Origin of the sequence: Micromonospora siamensis (genome assembly GCF_900090305.1) — a bacterium.
Lineage (GTDB): Bacteria > Actinomycetota > Actinomycetes > Mycobacteriales > Micromonosporaceae > Micromonospora > Micromonospora siamensis.
Genome location: NZ_LT607751.1, coordinates 3,422,725 through 3,442,263 on the forward strand (window position 1 = coordinate 3,422,725; position 19,539 = coordinate 3,442,263).

General features: G+C 72.7%; 18 protein-coding genes. 9 read left to right on the plus strand and 9 right to left on the minus strand.

Features of this window, described 5'->3' with window-relative positions; translation table 11 throughout:
- Positions 1-65: 65 nt before the first annotated feature.
- Entirely contained in the window at positions 66-1,241 is a 1,176-nt protein-coding gene (locus tag GA0074704_RS15735; RefSeq protein WP_088971209.1) for a CaiB/BaiF CoA transferase family protein, read from the minus strand.
- A gap of 80 nt (positions 1,242-1,321) precedes the next feature.
- On the opposite strand from GA0074704_RS15735, the gene GA0074704_RS15740 reads away from it, so the two are divergent.
- The 6 genes from GA0074704_RS15740 to GA0074704_RS15765 all read left to right on the plus strand — a co-directional run bounded on the left by GA0074704_RS15740 (position 1,322) and on the right by GA0074704_RS15765 (position 6,678).
- A complete protein-coding gene (locus GA0074704_RS15740; RefSeq protein ID WP_088971210.1) occupies positions 1,322-2,404 on the plus strand; it encodes a glycosyltransferase family 4 protein in 1,083 nt (360 codons plus the stop codon).
- A gap of 175 nt (positions 2,405-2,579) precedes the next feature.
- Positions 2,580-3,602, plus strand: a complete 1,023-nt coding sequence (locus GA0074704_RS15745) for a TerC/Alx family metal homeostasis membrane protein (RefSeq protein WP_088971211.1) — start codon at positions 2,580-2,582, stop codon at positions 3,600-3,602.
- Positions 3,603-3,718: 116 nt separating this feature from the next.
- The gene (locus tag GA0074704_RS15750; protein ID WP_197697536.1) at positions 3,719-4,309 is read left to right on the plus strand and encodes a sulfite oxidase-like oxidoreductase; all 591 of its coding nucleotides are present in this window, start codon (positions 3,719-3,721) and stop codon (positions 4,307-4,309) included.
- A 1-nt stretch (position 4,310) separates the two neighbouring features.
- Positions 4,311-5,072, plus strand: coding sequence for a ferredoxin reductase (locus tag GA0074704_RS15755; protein WP_088973712.1), 762 nt, complete (start codon positions 4,311-4,313; stop codon positions 5,070-5,072).
- A gap of 17 nt (positions 5,073-5,089) precedes the next feature.
- Positions 5,090-5,383 carry a DUF6510 family protein gene (locus GA0074704_RS15760; RefSeq protein WP_088973713.1) on the plus strand — a complete coding sequence of 98 codons (294 nt, stop codon included), beginning with the start codon at positions 5,090-5,092 and terminating at the stop codon, positions 5,381-5,383.
- 707 nt (positions 5,384-6,090) lie between these two features.
- Positions 6,091-6,678 (plus strand): hypothetical protein, encoded by a 588-nt coding sequence (locus GA0074704_RS15765; RefSeq protein WP_088971213.1) that lies wholly within the window; start codon positions 6,091-6,093, stop codon positions 6,676-6,678.
- An 80-nt stretch (positions 6,679-6,758) separates the two neighbouring features.
- On the opposite strand, the gene GA0074704_RS15770 is transcribed toward GA0074704_RS15765, so the two are convergent.
- The 8 genes from GA0074704_RS15770 to GA0074704_RS15805 all read right to left on the minus strand — a co-directional run bounded on the left by GA0074704_RS15770 (position 6,759) and on the right by GA0074704_RS15805 (position 15,512).
- Entirely contained in the window at positions 6,759-7,700 is a 942-nt protein-coding gene (locus tag GA0074704_RS15770) for a carbohydrate kinase family protein (RefSeq protein WP_088971214.1), read from the minus strand.
- A 3-nt stretch (positions 7,701-7,703) separates the two neighbouring features.
- Entirely contained in the window at positions 7,704-8,807 is a 1,104-nt protein-coding gene (locus tag GA0074704_RS15775; RefSeq protein WP_088971215.1) for a glycoside hydrolase family protein, read from the minus strand.
- 136 nt (positions 8,808-8,943) lie between these two features.
- A complete protein-coding gene (locus tag GA0074704_RS15780; RefSeq protein WP_088971216.1) occupies positions 8,944-9,978 on the minus strand; it encodes a LacI family DNA-binding transcriptional regulator in 1,035 nt (344 codons plus the stop codon).
- Between the two features lie 72 nt (positions 9,979-10,050).
- The gene (locus GA0074704_RS15785; protein ID WP_088971217.1) at positions 10,051-11,178 is read right to left on the minus strand and encodes a glycoside hydrolase family 172 protein; all 1,128 of its coding nucleotides are present in this window, start codon (positions 11,176-11,178) and stop codon (positions 10,051-10,053) included.
- A gap of 37 nt (positions 11,179-11,215) precedes the next feature.
- On the minus strand, positions 11,216-12,052 hold the full coding sequence (locus tag GA0074704_RS15790; protein WP_088971218.1) for a carbohydrate ABC transporter permease: 837 nt from the start codon (positions 12,050-12,052) through the stop codon (positions 11,216-11,218).
- Positions 12,052-13,014 carry a carbohydrate ABC transporter permease gene (locus GA0074704_RS15795; protein ID WP_197697537.1) on the minus strand — a complete coding sequence of 321 codons (963 nt, stop codon included), beginning with the start codon at positions 13,012-13,014 and terminating at the stop codon, positions 12,052-12,054. The genes GA0074704_RS15790 and GA0074704_RS15795 overlap by 1 nt, the downstream gene beginning before the upstream one ends.
- Entirely contained in the window at positions 13,011-14,333 is a 1,323-nt protein-coding gene (locus tag GA0074704_RS15800) for an ABC transporter substrate-binding protein (protein ID WP_088971219.1), read from the minus strand. The genes GA0074704_RS15795 and GA0074704_RS15800 overlap by 4 nt, the downstream gene beginning before the upstream one ends.
- Before the next feature lie 165 nt (positions 14,334-14,498).
- A complete protein-coding gene (locus tag GA0074704_RS15805; RefSeq protein ID WP_197697538.1) occupies positions 14,499-15,512 on the minus strand; it encodes a LacI family DNA-binding transcriptional regulator in 1,014 nt (337 codons plus the stop codon).
- Between the two features lie 147 nt (positions 15,513-15,659).
- On the opposite strand from GA0074704_RS15805, the gene GA0074704_RS15810 reads away from it, so the two are divergent.
- From GA0074704_RS15810 to GA0074704_RS15820, 3 genes are read left to right on the plus strand one after another with little or no spacing between them, the layout of a single operon-like run.
- A complete protein-coding gene (locus tag GA0074704_RS15810) occupies positions 15,660-15,848 on the plus strand; it encodes a hypothetical protein (RefSeq protein ID WP_088971221.1) in 189 nt (62 codons plus the stop codon).
- A gap of 37 nt (positions 15,849-15,885) precedes the next feature.
- Positions 15,886-17,091, plus strand: coding sequence for a NosD domain-containing protein (locus tag GA0074704_RS15815; protein WP_088971222.1), 1,206 nt, complete (start codon positions 15,886-15,888; stop codon positions 17,089-17,091).
- 20 nt (positions 17,092-17,111) lie between these two features.
- Positions 17,112-19,508 carry a glycoside hydrolase family 32 protein gene (locus tag GA0074704_RS15820; protein WP_172880571.1) on the plus strand — a complete coding sequence of 799 codons (2,397 nt, stop codon included), beginning with the start codon at positions 17,112-17,114 and terminating at the stop codon, positions 19,506-19,508.
- The last annotated feature ends 31 nt before the right edge of the window (positions 19,509-19,539 follow it).

The window sequence follows — 19,539 nt, forward strand, 5'->3', positions numbered from 1 at the left end:
CTCCGGGCCGCCCGCGGCCCGGGACGTCCGCGGCCCGGGACGGCGGTACGCGCCGACCACGCGGGTCAGGCGATCGCGCCGGCCGCCCGTAGCTCGGCGATCCCTTCGGCGTCCAGCCCCGCCTCGGCGAGCACCTCGTCGGTGTGCTGCCCGGGATGCGGCGGCGGGCGGCGTAGCGCGGTCGGCGTACCGGAGAACCGGGGCGCCGGGGCTGGCTGCTTGACCCCGGCATGGGTCACGAAGGTCCGCCGGGCCGCCAGGTGCGGGTGCGCGGGCGCCTCCGCCCAGTCCAGCACCGGGGCGACGCAGGCGTCGGAGGACGCCAGCAGCTCCGCCCACTCGTCCCGGGTGCGGGTCCGGAACAACCGGGCCCACGACTCGCGCAGCGCCGGCCAGTTCCCCGGGTCGGTACGGTCCAATGCCTCCTCGCCGTCGAGCGGGAACCCGGCGAGCCGGACCAGTTCGTCGTAGAAGCGCGGCTCCAACGCGCCCACCGCGAGGTGCCGACCGTCGGCGCACTCGTACGTGTCGTAGAACGGTGCGCCGCCGTCGAGCAGGTTGACCCCGCGCTCGTCACGCCACATGCCGAGTCGGCGCAGCGCGTGGATCTGGGTGCTCAGCACCGACACGCCGTCCACGATGGCCGCGTCGACCACCTGGCCGGGAGCGCCGGCGCGGACCGCGTACAGGGCGGCCACCACGCCGAGGGCCAGCATCATCCCACCGCCGCCGAAGTCGCCGAGCAGGTTCATCGGCGGCACCGGCCGCTCACCGGCCCGCCCGACCCCGTGCAACGCACCGGTCAACGCCAGGTAGTCGATGTCGTGGCCGGCGTACGGGGCGTGCGGACCGTCCTGCCCCCAGCCGGTCATCCGGCCGTAGACCAGCCGTGGGTTGACCGCCAGGCACTCCACCGGTCCCAGGCCGAGTCGCTCGGTCACCCCGGGCCGGAAGCCCTCCAGCAGCACGTCCGCCCCGGCCACCAGGGCGAGCACCGCCGCGCGCCCACCCGGCGACTTCAGGTCCACCGCCACCGACCGGCGACCCCGGTTGAGCAGGTCGGGATGGGGGCCCTCGGCGGTCGGGTCGGCGTCGGCGACCCGGTCCACCCGGATCACCTCGGCGCCCAGGTCGGCGAGCATCATCGCGGCGAACGGGCCCGGCCCGATGCCGGCCAGCTCGACCACCCGGACCCCGGCCAGCGGTCCGGTCGGCGCGGCAGTTTCGGTGGCGTCGGTCACCGGCCCACGATAGGCGTAACGGGTTTGCCGCGACAGGGCACGGGAACGCCCCCGCGCCGACAGGTGAGCGGAGGGGTGGCATGGCCGACGAGCGGATCCGGGTGGCCATGCTGCACGACCCGGACGCGGACGGGCTCGGCGACTACCTCGCCCACCTGGTGCGGGCGCTGGACGAGGCGGGCGTACGGGTCGAGCCGGTGCCGGTCGGCCCCGGCGGGCTCACCGCCGGCTCCCGGGCCGCCCGCGAGGTACGCCGCCTGCATCCGGACCTGGTTCACGTGCAGCTCCCGTCGACGGCGTACCGGCTGCCCGGGCTGCTCCCCGGCCTGCTGCCCCGGGCCACCCCGCTGGTCACCACGCTGCACGCCGACGGTGACCACGACGGGCACCGGGCGGGACGTCTCGCGACGGCGCTGCGCCATCTGACCGACCGGCTCACCCCGGGCAGCGCCGCGGTGGTGGTCACCGACCCGCGGATCGACGTGCCGGGTGCGGCGCCGGTGCACATCCCGGTCGCGCCGCCGGTCGCCGACCAGCCGGGCGCGGCGACCCAGGGGCGGCGGATGCGGGCCCGGCTGGGCCTGCCGGAGGGCGCTCCGTTGCTGGCCTTCCTCGGGCCGGCCGGGCCGGAGGGCGGCCTGGGACACCTGGTTCGGGCGCTGCCCGAGCTGCGCCGTGCCCATCCGGACCTGCGGCTGCTGGTGATCGGCGGCGGGACGGTCGGGGATCCGGCGGACGAGCCGGCCGCGCTGGCCCGCCGGTACGCCGTCGCGGACGCGGTCACCGTGACCGGTCCGGTGGGTCCGGACCGGCTCTCCGCCGCCCTGCACGCCGCCGACGTGGTGGTGCTGCCCGCCGTGGCCGGGGTGGGCGCGACCAGTGGCGAACTGCTCACCGCGCTGGCGCACGGCGTCCCGACGGCGGTCACCGTTCCCGACGGTGGGGACGGGGAGCCGCACCGGGCCGGGGCGGTGGCGGTGATCAGGCAGCGGGCGGACAGCGCCGCGATCGTCGCGGCGGTCGGCCGGCTGTTGGCCGATCCGGTGCTGCGTCGCCGGCTGGCCGAGCGGGGGCGGGCGTTCGTCGCCGCGTACACGTGGCCCCGGGTGGCCGCCGCGCACCTGGAGCTGTACCGGCGGACCCTGGGCCGCGCCGGGGGCTGACGTTGCGTCGTTTCTTGGCGATCCGGCAAGGTTGCCCTAACCTGGTCGCACGAGGGGAGTACTTCCCACGAACCATGCCGGTCAGTACGGCGCGCCCCGGGCGTGCCTCGGGTGGTTGCCCACGATCAGTGGGTGAAGGAGACCTCGAACATGTCACGGTGTTCGAGGAGGCCCCATGACCGAATTGTCGTACCTGTCCGCCGGTGAGCTGTCGTCCGTCGGCACCCCCACGCTGTGGGCGGTGACCATCGCGGGCGTGCTCGTCCTGCTGGTGCTGGACTTCCTGGTCACCCGCAAGCCGCACGAGGTGTCGATCCGCGAGGCGCTCGGCTGGTCGGCCTTCTACATCGCGCTGCCGCTGGCCTTCGGCGCCTGGATCTGGTCCCGGTTCGGCTCCCAGCAGGGCGTGGAGTACCTGACCGGTTACCTGGTCGAGAAGTCGCTCTCGGTCGACAACCTCTTCGTCTTCATGCTGCTGCTGGCGGCCTTCGCGGTGCCGGCCGTGCTGGCCCAGCGGGTGCTGCTCTACGGCATCGCCGGCGCGCTGGTGCTGCGCGCGATCTTCATCGCCCTCGGCGCCGCCGCCCTGCAGACCCTCGACTTCGCCTTCCTGCTGTTCGGCCTGATCCTGGTCGCCACCGCGATCAAGCTGCTGCGCGACGCCCTCTCCGGGCACGAGCAGGAGGTCGACATCAACAAGATGCGGTCGGTCAAGCTGCTGCGCAGGTTCATGCCGGTGGTCGAGGAGTACCACGGCACGAAGATGACCATCCGCCAGCAGGGCCGCCGGGCGCTGACCCCGTTCGCCCTGGTCGTGGTCGCGGTGCTGGCCACCGACATCGTCTTCGCCGTCGACTCGGTGCCCGCCGTCTACGGCATCACCGAGGACCCCTACCTGGTCTTCGCCACCAACGCCTTCGCGCTGCTCGGCCTGCGCGCGCTCTACTTCGTGCTGCACGCCGCGCTGAGCCGGCTGGTGCACCTCAGCTACGGCCTGGCCATCATCCTGGCCTTCATCGGCGTCAAGCTGGGTCTGCACTGGGCGCACGGCATCTGGAAGGGCGTCCCGGAGATCCCGACCCTGGCCTCGCTGGGCGTGATCATCGGTGTTCTGGTGGTGGTCACCCTGACCAGCCTGCGGGCCACCCGCCACCGGGAGCCCGGCGACCGCGAGGTGGTCGCCGACCGGCAGCACTGACCGCGGCGCGTCGCGGCCCGTCGACCCCGGCGGGCCGCGACGCCTCCGGTGGGTCCGGCGTACGGGAAAGCTCCCGTCCCGCCGCCCCAGGGTGGTACGAACTACGAGTGGGAATCGTGTCTCCGGGATTCCAGGGGCGGCCGCGTTCGGCCGAACCGGCACTGCCGCCCGGGCAGTACCTGACCGAGGACTTCCCGGTGCTCTCCGCCGGCCCGACACCGAAGGTGCCGCTGGAGACCTGGGAGTTCGTCATCACCACCGAGAACGGCGACGAGCGTCGCTGGTCCTGGGCGGAGCTGATGGCCCTGCCCCAGGAGACGGCCGAGGTCGACCTCCACTGCGTCACCCGGTGGTCCAAGCTGCACACCAGCTGGCAGGGCGTCTCCCTGGACACGCTGCTCGACGGCGTCGACACCGACGCCCACTACGCCCTCGCCCACTCCTACGGCGGGTACACCACCAACCTGCCGCTGGACGACCTGCGCGGCGGGCGGGCCTGGGTGGCGCACACCTTCGACGGCGCCCCGCTGCACCCCGAGCACGGCGGCCCGGCGCGGCTGCTGGTGCCGCACCTGTACCTCTGGAAGTCCGCCAAGTGGGTCCGCGGCATCAAGCTGAAGACCATGGACCAGCCCGGCTTCTGGGAGACCGCCGGTTACCACGACTACGGCGACCCCTGGCGCGAGCAGCGCTACCAGGGTGACTGAGGTGACCGCCGCCGCGTCGGGCAGCCGGGCCGCCGCCCCCCTGACCTGGCGGGTGGCCCGCCTCGTCGAGCGCCGGGTGGAGACGGCGACGGCCCAGACCCTGGTGCTGGAGGTGCCGGGCTGGCCCGGCCACCTGCCGGGGCAGCACGTCGACGTGCGGCTCACCGCCCCCGACGGCTACCAGGCCGCCCGCTCGTACTCGCTGGCCGGGCCGGCCGAGGGGGAGCGGATCGCGCTGACCGTGCAGAAGGTGCCCGACGGTGAGGTCTCGCCGTACCTCACCGACGTCTGGGCCACCGGCGACCCGGTGGAGGTACGCGGCCCGGTGGGCGGCTGGTTCGTCTGGCGGCCGGAGGAGAAGGCGCCGGTTCTGCTGGTGGCCGGCGGCTCCGGCATCGTGCCGCTGATGGCCATGCTGCGGGCCCGGCGCGCGGCCGGCAACCGGTCCGCGTTCCGGCTGGTCTATTCGGTCCGCACCCCCGACGACGTGATCTACGCCGAGGAGCTGCGCCGCCGGGCCCGCGACGACCACGGCCTGGACGTCGCGTACGTCTGGACCCGGGCCGCGCCGGACGGCTGGCGGGGTGAGCCGCACCGGATCGGGCTGGCCGACCTGAACACCCACGGCTGGCCGGCCGACCTGGAGCCGCTCTGCTATGTCTGCGGGCCGACCGGTTTCGTGGAGACGGCAGCGGACCTGCTGGTCGGGCTGGGTCACCAGTCCCGGCGGATCCGCACCGAACGGTTCGGCCCCACCGGGTGAACGGCGAGGAGACGCTGATGACCGACATGTCGTACCTGGACGGCAACATGCTCGACGGGCCGCTGCGCGAGCTCTTCGCGGTGGACCTGAGCAGCGCCACCGGCCGCTGCGAGTCCTGCGGGATGGTCGGCCCGATGGCCGGACTGCACGTCTTCTCGCACGCGCCCGGCCTGGTCGGACGTTGCCCGAACTGCACCGAGGTGATGCTGCGCCTGGTCCGCTCGCCCGACCGGGCCTGGCTGGACCTGCGCGGCGCCACCTTCCTCCAGGTGCCGATGCCCCTGGACCAGCCCCATCCCCGCCCGCTCTAGGCCGACGCTCCCGCGCCCCGGCGCCGACCCGGGAGTTCGGGCCCGGCCGTCGCGTCGTCGTCGGCCGTCGGTGGCCGGCGGCCGTTTCGTGGACTGCGACGGATCGGGCCGGTTCGGCGGCTACAGACCTGAGAGCGTGAACGAGTCACAGACCTGCCACATCTCGGTGTGTGCGACCGGCACGGCGGCCTGCCGGACGACCCGCGTGACCGTTGCGGATGAGTCATCTGTGCTCTCAAGCCTGTAGGCGCGTGGAGGCAGCCGTCGGGGCGTTCACGTCGGTTGACCGGTCTCCCCGATCGCGCCCGATCTTGGAGGTTCGGGGCGGCATGCCGGTCGATTCTTCCCAGGATCTCCACGGAGTCACGTCGCCGATGCCCGCGACGGGCGCGTTGGGGTGATTGTCCGAATCGCGGGTGACCGGCCGCACCCGGGCGGTGGAATGGCGGCCGGGCCCGGGTCGTTACATCATCTGGACGACCGCAGCAGCACCCCCGGCTGCCAGCGCCGATACCTACGGGATCGGGTCGGGCCCCCGGGAATGATGTGGGGCTGGCGGTCGTTACACATGGTCCGCCGCCACGACGAGCCCCGCCGGGTCCGTGGCCGTGCCGGACACCCCCCAAGACTTTTTGAGCGCCTGACGGTGCTTGCGCGTCGCCTGACCCCCATCGGGTGGCGTGCCGACCCCCGAATGGAGCTTTCCCATGAACTCGATGCTGACCAAGAGCGTGCTGGGTATCGCTGGTCTGGCTTTCGCCGGTGGGATGGCCGCCGGTCCGCTGAACCACGCCGACACCACCCCCACCACCGCCCTGACCCCGGCCGCCGTCGTGCAGGCCGACAAGCCCGACGCCGGCAAGCTGATCCCGCACGGCGTGCAGGGCACCCAGTCGCACATCGATCTGAACGACGAGCAGACCGGCAATGTGAAGGCGATCATCGCCGCGACGAAGAAGGCCGGTCTGCCCGAGCGGGCCGCGGTCATCTCGATCGCTACCAGCCTGCAGGAGTCGAAGCTGGAGAACCTGGGCCACCTGGGCGACAAGAATGACCACGACTCGCTGGGCCTGTTCCAGCAGCGCCCGAGCTCGGGTTGGGGAACGCCGGAGCAGATCACCGACCCCGAGTACTCCACCCTGGCGTTTCTGAAGGGTCTGAAGCAGGTCGACGGGTGGCAGGACATGCCGCTGACCGACGCCGCCCAGACGGTGCAGGTGTCGGCCTACCCGGATGCGTACGCGCAGTGGGAGCAGCAGGCCGCCGACCTGGTCGCCCAGCACTGGAACAACTGACCCGAAGACAGCACACCGCCGGCCGGCATCCCACCACGGGGTGCCGGCCAGCGGCATGTCCGGCGAGCGGCCTGCGATGCTCAGGCGTCGACGAGGCCGGCCAGCTCCTGCCCGTGGGGCGGGTCCGCGCCGGGTCGCCCGCAGGTGATCGCCGCGACCCGGGTCGCGTGTTCCAGCACCGCGTCCAGCCCGGCGGCGTCGAGTGAACCCACCGCCGACGGCGTTGCGGCCGCGACCTCCACCAGCGCGTCGAGCAGGCCGGCGGTGAAGGCGTCGCCGGCCCCGACGGTGTCCACCACGGTCACCCGCCGGGCCGGGTGGTGCCGCTGCACTCCGTCGGCCGTGACCGCGTACGAGCCGGCGGCGCCGCGGGTCACCACGACCAGGCGTACCCCGAGGGCGATCAGGTGGGCGGCGGCCTGCTCCACGGTGGCGCCGGGCAGGAGCCAGGCCAGGTCCTCGTCGCTGGCCTTGACCAGGTGCGCGTACCGGGCCAGGGCGAGCAGCCGGGCCCGGGCAGCGGCCGGGTCGTCGAGCACCGCCGGCCGGACGTTCGGGTCGAGGCTGACCAGCACCCGCCCGGCCGCGTGCTCCCGAGCCAGCAGGTCGGCGACCACGTCCGCCCCGGGCGGCAGCAGTACGGCCAGCGAGCCGGTGTGCAGCACCTCGGTGCCGGCCGGCAGCCCGACCAGTTCGTCGCTGGTCCACTGCCAGTCGGCCGTCCCGGTGAGGTAGAAGTCGTACTCCGCCGTCCCGGTGGGGTTGAGGGAGACCACGGCCAGGGTGGCCGGCCGGTCGTCGGCGACGGCGTGCGTCAGGTCGACCTTGTTGGTGTCCGCGTGCGCGCGCAGCCGGCGGCCGAACGCGGTGCGGGAGAACCGGGCCAGCATGGCGGTGGGCCGGCCGAGCCGGGCCAGCCCGACCGCCACGTTGAGCGGACTGCCGCCGGGGTGGGCGGCGAACAGATCGCCACCCCCGGACGGGGCGAGGTCCACCACGGCCTCGCCGAGCACGGTCAGCACGGCTCAGGCCCCCGCCGTGACCGCGTCGGCCGGCGTACCCGTGGAGGGCGCGCTGTCGGCGGCGGCCGTGGTGTCGTCGGCCCGGGTCCGCGCGCCGGCCCGGGCCGGGTCGGGGGCGACGTCGCGACGGCCGTGCACCGAGTACGGGGTGCCGGGCTCGGCGTCGCCGAGCAGCACCGTGCCGTCGGCGGTGACCCGCACCGGGATCGGGTCGCTCAGCTCGCCGACGAACCGGCCCTGCTCGTCGTGGTTGAGGAAGGCCAGCAGCTGCCACTCGCCGGCGGCGTCACGCACCAGCCGGCCGCTGTAGAGGCTGTCGTCGGTGAGCCGCTGCGCCCGGGTGACGTCGAACGGGCCGAGCAGCGAGTCGCCGGGGACCGCCCAGACGCCGCAGGCACGGGCGTCGCGGCAGCGCTCGGCGAGCTGGTCGTGCAGGCAGGAGAAGATCAGGATCGGCCGGCCGTCGACGATCTCCACCTGGGGCACCTCGAGGTGACCGAAGCCGCTGCCCGGCGTGGTCACCGGCGGCTGTGCCTCCCAGTGCACCAGGTCGTGCGAGCGGGCGTGGGCGATGACGCCACGGTCGTCGACCGGTCCCTCGTTGGCGCGGGCGGTGATCAGCATGTGCCAGCCGTCGCCCTCCGGGTCCGGGAAGACCCACGGATCGCGCCACGCCTCGTCCTGCCAGGTGGAGTCCCCGAACCGCTCGTACCAGCGACCGGCTGCGGTGAGCACCGGCGAGGTCGGGTGCCGCTCCCAGGTGACCAGGTCAGTGGAGGTGGCCAGTCCGATCCGCTGCACCAGGGCCCGTTCGGTGCTGCCCGCGCCGGTGTAGAACATGTGCCAGCGGCCGTCCGGCCCGGGCAGCACCGAGCCGGTCCAGGTGGCCACGTCGTCGAAGGCCGGCCGGTCGGCGGGGACCAGGGCGTCCGCGAGCTGTGTCCAGGTGCGCAGGTCGGTGGAGACGGCGTGCCCGACGCTGGCCCGGAAGTGCCGGCGGTCCGGGTCGCCGAGCGCCCGCGAGGCACGTAGGAAGAACAGGTGGTGGGTGTCGCCCTCGCGGGCGAACCAGAAGTCCCAGATCCAGGCGTCGGGGAGTCGCAGCACGGTGGGTCCTTTACCTTCGGCGCCGCCCGGGGGCGGCGGGTGCGTCGAGGCCGCGGCTGCGGCGGGGGTACGTCGGTACGGCCGTACCGGCGAGGGCCGGTCGGCGGTGGTGTGTGGCGGGGGTGGGGACCCGTCGTCAGCCGGGTGGGGCGGCGACCGACGCGCGCGTGACCAGCGGGCACGGCATGACGACCTGCCGCGCGGCGCGCCGTCGCGCCCCCTTGGGCTGGTTGAGCAGCTCGACCATGGTCTCCACGGCCCAGGCGCCCATCTCGTAGTGCGGCAGGGCCACCGTGGTCAGGCCGGGGTGCAGCCCGTCCGCGATGAGCTCCTGGTTGTCGAAGCCGATCACCGACAGGTCGTCGGGGATCCGCAGGCCGAGTTCGGCCGCCGCCCGGTAGGCGCCCATCGCCATCCGGTCGTTGAAGCAGAACAGGGCGGTCGGCCGCCGCGGGCGGGTCAGCAGTTCCCGGGCCGCCCGGTAGCCGCCGAGGGTGTCGGAGACCTCGGCGAGCACCAGGTCCGGCCGGTAGGGCACCCCAGCCTCCCGCAGCGCCTCCTGGTAGCCCAGCAGGCGGCCGCGGGTGGCGGGGATGTCGTCGACGTTGGTCACGAAGCCGATCCGCCGGTGCCCCCGGTTGAGCAGTTCCCGGACGGCGACCCGGCCGCCACCGATCTCGTCCGGCACCACCGAGGGCAGGCTGGGGTCGGTGCTGGCGGCGTCGAGCAGCACCACCGGCATCGGCCCCAGCTCGTCGGGGACCTGTACGACCCGGTGGTACATGGTCGCGTAGAGCACCCCGTCGACCCGGTGCTGCGCCAGCGCCTGGATCTCCCGCCGCTCGACCTGCGGGTCGCCGCCGGTGGTGAGCAGCATGAGCACCCAGCCGCGGGCCGAGGCGGTCTCCTGCGCGCCGAGGATGATCCGGCCGGCGTGCGGGGTGGTGGCGATGACGTCGCTGAGCAGGCCGAGGGTGTGCGAACGTTGCAGCCGCAGCCCCCGGGCCAGCCCGTTGGCCGCGTAGCCGAGCTGTCGGGCCGCCGACTCGACGCGTTCGCGGGTCTCCGGACTGACCCGGGTGCCGGACTTGTTGTTGAGCACGTGGGACACCGTGGTCACCGAGACGCCCGCGGCCGCGGCCACGTCCCGGATGCTCACCTTGGATCCCATCAGCTCATCACCGCATCACTCGGCTGGGGTCGGTCGTCCGGAAAGGACGGCCGGCCAACGGTATCGGACCGGTCACTCGTCCCACAGGCCGTGCTCGGGCCAGCGGCGCGGCAGCCGCTCGGCCACCGGCGGCAGCTCCGGCAGCGGCTTGTGCGGGTGGTGCTGGTACCAGTACGCCACCGAGGAGAAGTCGTTGCCCTGGTCGTTGGCGTGCCCGTGCTCGATCGTCACCTTGATGGACTTCGAGAAGCGCACCGGGTCCTCGATGTGGAACCGGTACATGCTCCACAGGCCGAAGTGCTCCTGCGGGCTGCTGGCCAGGCTGATGCCGTGGTACGGCCCGGCGTACGCGCCGCTGGGGAAGCCCCACGCCGCGTTGAAGTAGTCCTCGGTGCCGGTGCCGTGCAGCGACGGCGGCCACTGCTCCCCGTCGATGAAGATCATGTCGTCGCCCTCGCCCGGCCAGGTGTACGGCTGGTTGGAGGCGTTGTGGTTGTCGATGCTCAGCACGCAGCCGACGTAGTGGCCCGCCCCGCCCTCGGCGTCGAGGATGACGTAGTTGTCCTCGCCGGTCAGGTTGACCCCCGGCAGGTCCCACGGCGCCGGCACCTCACCGGGAGCGAGGCCGTTCGGCACCGGGGTGCAGGGCTTCTCCTGCCGGTAGTACGCGTGGAAGTACGCCACGTCGTCCGGCTTCGCCTCGTCGGTCAGGTCGTAGTCGACGTAGTAGAACAGGTTCTCGATCGGCATGTCCGACTCGTTGCGGATGACGATCTTCGCGCTCGTGCCGAACGGCATCGGGAAGTACGAGTTCATCGCGGCGGCGAACGGGCCCTTCGGGCCGCGACGCGGGCCGAACACCATGCTCAGCGGCAGCGACACGTAGTGCGTGCAGGTGGCGTGCCCGACGCCGAAGAAGTCGCCGAGCGGGCTGCGGACGCTCGGGTTCTCCTCGCCGTCCCAGTACATCTCGATGACCAGCTTGCGCAGGTACTTCTCGGAGTAGCAGCGGGTGGTCAGCCAGATGTGCTCGATCACGCCGGTGCCGGTGATGTCGGCCAGCACGTGGGTCTCGCCCGGCGGCACGACGGCGAAGTCGCGGTTCCCGCCGGTGCGGTCCCAGCTCGACTCGCGCTTGGAGCGACCGGCCTTGACCCGGGTGAGGCCCGCCAGCGGGCTGGTGGGGCGCCAGAACGACATGGTGTTTCCTTTCGGGGGTTGTGCGGGGTGGAGCGGGTCAGCCCTTGACCGCGCCGAGGCTGAGCCCGGCGACGATGCGGCGCTGCAGCAGCAGCGTCAGCACCACCGCGGGTACGGAGTAGAGGGTCGCCAGGGCCGTCATCGGGCCCCAGTCCAGGCCGAACTGGCTCTGGAAGTTGGCGATCGCGATCGGGGTGGTCTGTGCCCGTACCGAGGTGAGCAGCAGGGCGAAGAGGAACTCGTTCCAGGAGGCGAGGAAGGCGAAGATGGCGGTGACCGCCAGTCCGCCGGATACCACCGGCAGGATCACCCGCAGCAGGGCGGTGAACCGGCCGCAGCCGTCGACCAGGGCGGCCTCCTCGATCTCCCGGGGCATCCCCTCGAAGAAGCTGGCCAGCAGCCAGATCGACAGCGGCAGCGCCACCGTTGTCTGGGCCAGCGCCAGCCCGGTCGGGGTGTCGGTGAGCCCGGCCGCGCCGAGGATGGTGACCAGCGGGATGCCGATCGCCACGGCCGGAGCCATCCGGACCAGCAGCGAGCCGGCCATCAGCAGCCGCCCGGCGCGGGTCCGGTAGCGGGTGATCCCCCAGGCGGCCGGGATCGCCAGGGCCATCGACAGCAGCGTGGCGATGACGGCCGTGCTGACGCTGTTGATGAACGAGGCGGTGACGCCGGGCCGGTTGAGCGCGGTGAGGTAGTTGTCCAGGGTGAACCGCTGCGGCAGCACGGTCGGCGGCACCGCGATGGCGTCGACGGCCGGCTTGAACGAGGTGAGCACCAGGTAGACGAAGGGGAAGCCGTAGACCACCACGACGGCGACGGCGGCGGCCCAGAGCAGCCCGGTCCTGACCCGCGCGGCGAGCAGGTGCGACATCAGGACTCCTTGCCCGGTCGCCAGATGGTCAGCACCGCGACCATCGCGACCACCATCATCACGATCATGAACAGGGTGCTGGTGGCGGCGGCCGTGCCGGGGTCGTTGTAGCTGACCATCGTCCTGTAGATGGTCAGGCTCAACGTCTCCGACGCCGACTGCGGCCCACCGTCGGTCTGGATGAGGATCACGTCGAACGCCCGGGCGGCGTCCACTCCCCGGATGATCAGCGCCACCGCGATCACCGGCCGCAGCAGCGGCAGGGTCACGCTGACCAGGAGCCGCAGTCCGCGGGCGCCGTCGAGGCGGGCGGCCTCGTACAGGTCCGGCGGGATGGCCTGGAGGCCGGCGTAGAGGACCAGGGTCATGAACGAGGTGGTGAGCCAGATGTCCGGCAGGGCGACCGAGAAGAGCACCAGGTCCGGGTCGCTGAGCCAGGAGACGTCGCCCGGGTTGTCGAGGATGCCGACCCGGGTGAGCAGCTCGTTGACGATGCCCACGTTGTCGATCATCAGGAACCGCCAGAGCAGGCCGGCGACCACCGGCGCGATCATCAGCGGATAGAGGAACAGCGTCTGGAGGATCCGGGCCTTCGGGCCGAGCCGGTGGAACAGCAGCGCCACCGCCAGGCCGAGCACCAGCTCGGCGCTGACCACGATCAGGGTGTACGCCAGCGTCCGCCCGGCCGCCGCCCGGATCCCCGGGTCGGTCAGCGCGGTGAGGTAGTTGTCCACCCCGGCGAAGCTGCGTCCGTCGCCGAGCCCGGACCCGGTGTAGAGGCTGTCGACCACCAGCTTGACCAGCGGCCAGCCGACCAGCGCCAGCAGCACCACCGCGGCCGGCGCGGCGAGCAGGGTCGCGTACCCGGCGTCCGACAGCCCGCGGCGGGCCCGTCGCCCACCGGTCGGGGCCGGGGTACGCGGGGCGCTCCGCGGTGGTGCCGCCTGCGCTGTCGGGCTCACTTGACGATGCCCTCGATCTGGGTGCGGGCGGCCTTGAGCAGGGCGGCGTAGTCCGCGCCCGGGGTGAGTGCCTTCTGGATCGTGGGCACCAGCACGCTGTCGACGATCCGCTGCCAGTGCGGGCTGGCCGGGCGCGGCCGGGTGGCGCTCGCGTTGAGGGTGGACAGCAGCGGACCGAACGACTCGAAGCCGGGCTTTTCCGCGTACGACTGGTAGGCGGACTTGCGGGCGGCCAGGCCGAGGCTGGTCTCGATGCTCAGCGCGTTGTTGTCGTAGGCGGCCTTGATGAACTGCTTGGCCAGGTCGGCCTTGGCGCCGCCCTGCGGGGCGGACAGGTACCACGGCCCGGGGATGCCGGCGACCCCGGCGGTGCCGCCGATCATCGGCGCGGCGCCGACCTTGCCGGCCACCTTGGCGTCGGCGGGAATCTGCCGGTACGCGTGCGCCCAGAACCGGGTCATCGCGGTCTGGCCCTGGTTGAACAGGTTCTGCGCGGCGCTCCAGTCGGTCTGCGCGGCGCCGGCCGGGGCGACCTTGTGCTTGTTGTTGAGGTCTGCGTAGAAGGTCAGCGCGGCCAGGTGCTGGGCGTTGTCGACGATGACGTTGCCGCTGTCGTCGAGGACCACGCCGGGGGAGCCGGCCTGGAGCACGTGGGCCAGCCACTCGGTCTCCACCGCGCCCTTGACGTCGGTGCCGTAGAGCTTCTGGCCGGGCCGGGTGAAGAAGACGGCGATGTCGGTGAACTGCTGCCAGGTGGTGGGCGGGGCGAGGGGGTAGCCGTACTTCTTCTCGAAGGCGGCCTTCTCCTTGGGGTCCTCGAAGAGGTCCTTGCGGTAGAACAGGATCTCGCTGTTGGTCCAGACCGGCATGCCGATGAACTTGCCGCCGGACTGCGCCTCCTGGACCAGCGCCGGGAACAGGTCGTTCTTCACCTCGGCGGTGAACAGGTCGTCGAGCGGGGCGAGCTTACCGGCCAGCAACGGGATCCAGACTGCGTCGACGGCGCACACGTCGAACGACGCGCGGTTGCCGGACAGCTCGCTGGTCAGCCGGTTGAACAGCCCGTCGTAGGGGAGCTCGACCAGGGTGACGGTGGTGCCGGTGTCCTGCTTGAACTTGTCGGCCACGGGCTGGAGCTCGATCTTGCCGCCGCCCTCGCAGGCGACGGTGAGGGTCTTGTCGTCGCCGGAGCCGCCGGCGGCGGTGCTGCCACCGGCGCCGCAGCCGGTCGTGCCGAGCAGCGCCGCCGCGCCGGCGCCGACGCCCAGGCCGAGGAAGCCACGGCGGGGCCAGCCGCTGGTTGTCGCGCGAGATGCCATGGTTCTGCTCCGTTCGAAGGGGTGGTCCGGGCGCGTGGGGGCGCACGCCGGAGCGTGTGGTGGGTGGTCGGTGAGGCGGTTGCCAAAACCTTTTGGCAAAAGCTTTTGGCAGAGCGTAGGGGCGGTTTCCGTGTCGGTCAAGGGTCGAGCCGGTAAATTCCTGCGTCAGACCGAGGCGCGGGAGACCAGCGGGCAGGGCAGCCGGGTCGCGCCGGGCGGCAGCGGGGTCGCACCGACCAGATGTTCGACCGCCCGCCGGCCCATCTCGCGGTAGGGCAGGGCCACCGTGGTCAGGGCCGGTCGCAGGTGGGCCGCGATCTCCTCGCGGTTGTCGAAACCGATCACCGCGACGTCCCCCGGCACCCGTAGACCGCGCTCGCGCAGCAGGTCGTACGCGCCCATCGCCATCCAGTCGTTGGCGCAGAACAGCGCCGTCGGTGGCTCGGGCAGGTCCAGCAGCGCGGCGGCCCCGGTGTGGCCGGACTCCTGCCACCAGTCACCGACACGGATCAGCCGCTGGTCGACCTCGACGCCCGCCCCGGCCAGCGCGTCCCGCCAGCCGGCCAGTCGGCCCGCCGAGGCCGGGTAGTCCGGCGGGCCGTTGACCAGGCCGATCCGCCGGTGTCCCGCCGCGAGCAGGGTGTCGGTGGCGAGCCGCCCGCCCTGCCGCTCGTCGGGCACCAGCGCCGGCAGCCGGCCGTCGGCCTCGACGCAGTCCACCAGCACGGTCGGCGGCAACCCGGCCACCTCGCCGTCGAGGGACACCTCACGGTGGTGATCGGTGGCCAGCATCAGCCCCTCGACCTGCCAGCGGGTCATCGCGGCGGCGGCGTCCAGCAGCGAGCCGGCGCCACTGTCGGTGTCCACGATGAGCAGGGTGCGACCGTGCCGCGCCGCGGCCTCCTGCGCGCCGGCGATGATGCCCACCGCGTACGGGGTGGTGGCGATCGCGTCGGTGACCAGGCCGAGTACGCCGCTGCGCCGGGAGCGCAGACCCCGGGCCAGCTCGTTCGGCCGGAAGCCGAGCTGTTCCACGGCCGCCCACACCTTGGCCCGGGTGGCCGCCGGGATGGCCACGCCGGTGACGCCGTTGACCACGAACGAGACGGTCGTCCGGGACACGCCGGCCAGCCGGGCCACGTCCTGCTGTGACGGTCGGGTCGGGCGCTCACTCGTCACCCGGCCGAGCATATCGGTAGGCGTCGGTGTCTTGACAGCGCGCGGACCGGGCGAGTACTAACACGTGTTAACGCCGGGTTGCCCGGCTGTTTCGCACTCTCCCCGACCGACCCGGCCCCCACCGGCACCCCGCACCAGGAGAGTTCCATGGACCCTCGCCAACTGCCCCGCCGTACCCTGCTGCGGGCGCTCGCCCTCGGCGTCGCCGCCGTCCCCGCGGCCCTCGGCGCGACACCCGCCGCCGCCGCGCCGCCCGCGGCCCCCGGTGCCCGCGCCGACGCCCCCACCGTCGCCGCCGGGCGCCCCTCGCACGCCCACCTCATCGGCGTGCTCTGACCTCACCGGCCCCGCCCATCGCCTGCAAGGGAGTCCCATGTCGACCGTGTACGACGTGACCACCTGGACCGTCCCCGGCAACCCCGCCGTCACCTGCTGGACCGACGTCGGCGCGGTGATCAACAGCATCATCGCCGCCGTGAAGGCCGGCCAGCCCGACCAGAACAGCAAGCCGGGAGCGGTGATCTACCTGCCGCCCGGCGACTATCCGCTGAAGACCCGGGTCGAGGTGGACGTCAGCTACCTGACCATCAAGGGCTCCGGGCACGGCTTCACCTCCTCCAGCATCCGCTACAACTCCGGCGACACCTCCTCCTGGTGGGAGATCTGGCCCGGCGGCAGCCGGATCCGGGTGCAGAACACCGACGGGCGGGCCGAGGCGTTCCGGGTCGCCCGCACCGGCAACCCCCGGCTCAGCTCGGTGGTCTTCGAGAACTTCTGCCTCGACGGGGTCGGCTTCACCCCCGACCAGAACTCGTACCGCAACGGCAAGGTCGGGATCCTGGTCGACACCGCCAACGACGCCTTCCGGATCGAACGGATGGGCTTCGTCTACCTGGAACGCGCCCTGGTCGTCCGGGACGCCGACGCGCTCAGCGTCAGCGACAACTTCATCGCCGAGTGCGGCAACTGCGTCGAGCTGATCGGAAGCGGTCAGGCGTCCAAGGTCACCGACAACCTGATCGGCGCCGGCTACGTCGGCTACTCGCTCTTCGCCGAGGGACACGAGGGGCTGCTGGTCACCGCGAACAACATCTTCCCCCGGGGGAAGAGCGCCATCCAGTTCAGGAACACCAACCGCTCGTCGATCACCGCGAACCGGCTGCACGGCTTCTATCCCGGCATGATCACCTTCGAGGGGTTGAACAAGGAGAACCTGGTCAGCGGCAACCACCTGCGCCGGGAGGCCGAGCCGTGGGGGCCGATGCAGCCGTACGGCAACGGCCGCGACGACCTGTTCGGCGTGATCCAGCTGCGCGGCGACAACAACCTGGTCACCGGCAACCTGATCGCCTGGTACGTCGACCCGGCCAAGATCACCCCGGCCGGCGCCACCCCGACGATGATCCTGGTCGCCTCGGGCGCCAGCAACGTGATCGCCACCAACCACGTGGTGGCCAACGTGGGCGTGAAGACCGTCGTGCTCGACGCCACCACCACCGGCACCCGGGTGCTGGACAGCGGCACCGCCGCGCAGTTCCAGGCGTACACCGGCAGTTACGCCTTCCGGGCCACGCCGTGAGCCGGCGTACCCGCACGGGGGTGTGGCTCGCACTGGTCGCGACCGTGCTGGCGCTGCTGCCGGGACTGCCCGCAGCGGCCGGCACGCCCGGCGACTATCCCGAGTTCCCCTACCCGGCGACCGGCTACACCGAGCCACAGCGTGGGCAGTTCCACTTCAGCCCCCGGGCCGGCTGGATGAACGACATCAACGCCCCGCTCTGGCACAACGGGCAGTACCACCTGTTCTTCCAGCACAACCCGCACGGGCTGACCTGGGACACCATGCACTGGGGGCACGCCACCTCGCCGGACCTGGTGCACTGGACGCAGAAGCCGATCGCGCTGGAACCGGGCGTCCACCCCGGTGATCTGTGGTCCGGCGGCGGCGTCGTCGACACCGCCGACACCGCCGGCCTCAAGACCGGCGCCGACGCCCCGATCGTGGTGTTCACCGGCACCAACGGGGTCAGCCTCGCCTACAGCAACGACGGTGGCCGCACCTTCCAGAACTACGACGGCGGGCGTCAGGTGCTCGCCCTGCCCGCCAACAGCCGCGACCCGAAGGTCTTCTGGCACGCCCCCACCGGGCGGTGGGTGATGGTGGTCTGGACCGACAACGGCGGCAACGCCGCCCTCATCTACACCTCGCCCAACCTGCGCGACTGGACCTGGCGCAGCCGGTACGCCGCGGACTGGCTGCTGGAGTGCCCCGACCTGTTCGCCCTGCCGCTGGACGGCACCGGCCCCACGAGATGGGTGCTCACCGACGCCAGCGGCGAGTACGTCGTCGGTGGCTTCGACGGCGCCACCTTCACCGCCGACTCGCCCACCCCGCAACGGATGGACCAGGGCGCGAACAGCTACTTCGGCACGTTCTACGCCGGACTCACCTTCCAGAACATGCCCGACGGCAGGGTCGTGCAGATGGCCTGGCAGCCCGGTAACACCGGCAAGGGCTGGACCGGCAACGCCACCGTCCCGGTGCAACTGGGCCTGCGCAGCTATCCGGAGGGGGTCCGGCTCACCCGGTTCCCGGTGGCGGAGCTGGCCACCCTGCGCACCAGCAGCCAGAGCTGGGCCGACCGCACGGTCACCGCCGACCCGGCCACCGACCCGCTCGTCGGCCTCACCGCCGACACCTACGAGCTGGTCGCCGAGTTCGACACCGCCGCCAGCACCGCCAGCCGCTTCGGCTTCGACCTGCACCGGCGGGCCGACGGCAGCTACGACCGGCGGGTCGCGTACGACCGTGCGGCGCAGACCCTGTACGGGGCACCGCTGGCCCCGGCCGGCGGACGGGTGAAGATGCGGATCCTCGTCGACCGCGGGCAGTTGGAGATCTTCGGCAACGACGGGAAGCTGTCCTACACCGACAACGTCGCCTTCGACTCGTCCCCTGGCAGCCAGGGGCTACGGCTGTTCGCCGAGGGCGGCGGGGTGCGGGTGGTCTCGTTGCAACTGCACCGGATCGGCTCCACCTGGGGGCAGGGCGAGTCCACCCTGGAGGGCAACCTCGCCGGGCCGTGGACCACTGCCGGCGGCACCTGGACCGACGTGACCGGCGGCAAACGCGGCGAGGCCATCGGGGACGGCTTCTACCTCAGTGGCAGCACCGCCGGGGACGTCGCGTACGAGGCCGACGTGCGGCTGGAGACCGCGGCGGCGGCCGGGATCACCGTCCGGGCCAGCGCCGACGGGTCCGCCCACTACACCGCCAACGTCGACGCCGCCGGGCTGGTCAAGCTCTGGCGACCGGGTCGGGACATCGCGGTGTACCCGACCCCGGTCAGCCGGGGGCGGACCTATCACCTCAAGCTGGTGGCCAGCGGGTCGAGCCTGAAGGTCTACCTGGACCACGGCGCCACCCCGGTGATCGACGCGACCGACACCGCGTACGCCACCGGCCGGCTCGGGGTCAACGTCTTCGCGGGGGCGGCGGTGGCGCAGAACGCCCAGCGGGACGCCGCGGGGTTCCGCACCAACCTCGGTCAGCGGTGGAACCCGGTGGCGGGGGAGTGGACCGTGCCGACCGGCGGGCTGCGCGGGCGGCGGATGGACAACGGTTTCCGGCTCAGCGAGCGCACCGCCGGTGACCTGACCCTCACCGGGGACGTCCGGGTGCTCGCCGGCCGGGCCGCCGGGCTGACCTTCCGGGCCAGCACCGACGGCGCCGCCCACTACACCGTCAACGTCGACACCGACGGGCTGGTCAAGCTCTGGCGGCCGGGCCGGGACATCGCCACCTGGCCGACGACGATCGTGCCGGGGCGCACGTACCGGTTGCGGGTGGCCGCCACCGGGCCGCGGATCCAGGTCTTCTTCGCCGGTGGCGCGACGCCGGTCATCGACGTCGCCGACGGCACGTACGCCACCGGGCGGGTCGGGGTGAACGTCTTCGACTCGGTCGCCGAGTTCCAGGACGTGACGATCGGCTGACCGCCGGGGCACCGGGCCGGGTTCGCCGGCC

Coding starts and splice junctions, on each gene's coding strand:
- GA0074704_RS15780 (WP_088971216.1), bottom strand. CDS start 9,978: ATGGGATCCAAGGTGAGCATCCGGGACGTGGCCGCGGCCGCGGGCGTC.
- GA0074704_RS15745 (WP_088971211.1), top strand. CDS start 2,580: ATGACCGAATTGTCGTACCTGTCCGCCGGTGAGCTGTCGTCCGTCGGC.
- GA0074704_RS15765 (WP_088971213.1), top strand. CDS start 6,091: ATGAACTCGATGCTGACCAAGAGCGTGCTGGGTATCGCTGGTCTGGCT.
- GA0074704_RS15740 (WP_088971210.1), top strand. CDS start 1,322: ATGGCCGACGAGCGGATCCGGGTGGCCATGCTGCACGACCCGGACGCG.
- GA0074704_RS15790 (WP_088971218.1), bottom strand. CDS start 12,052: ATGTCGCACCTGCTCGCCGCGCGGGTCAGGACCGGGCTGCTCTGGGCC.
- GA0074704_RS15760 (WP_088973713.1), top strand. CDS start 5,090: ATGACCGACATGTCGTACCTGGACGGCAACATGCTCGACGGGCCGCTG.
- GA0074704_RS15810 (WP_088971221.1), top strand. CDS start 15,660: ATGGACCCTCGCCAACTGCCCCGCCGTACCCTGCTGCGGGCGCTCGCC.
- GA0074704_RS15800 (WP_088971219.1), bottom strand. CDS start 14,333: ATGGCATCTCGCGCGACAACCAGCGGCTGGCCCCGCCGTGGCTTCCTC.
- GA0074704_RS15785 (WP_088971217.1), bottom strand. CDS start 11,178: ATGTCGTTCTGGCGCCCCACCAGCCCGCTGGCGGGCCTCACCCGGGTC.
- GA0074704_RS15815 (WP_088971222.1), top strand. CDS start 15,886: ATGTCGACCGTGTACGACGTGACCACCTGGACCGTCCCCGGCAACCCC.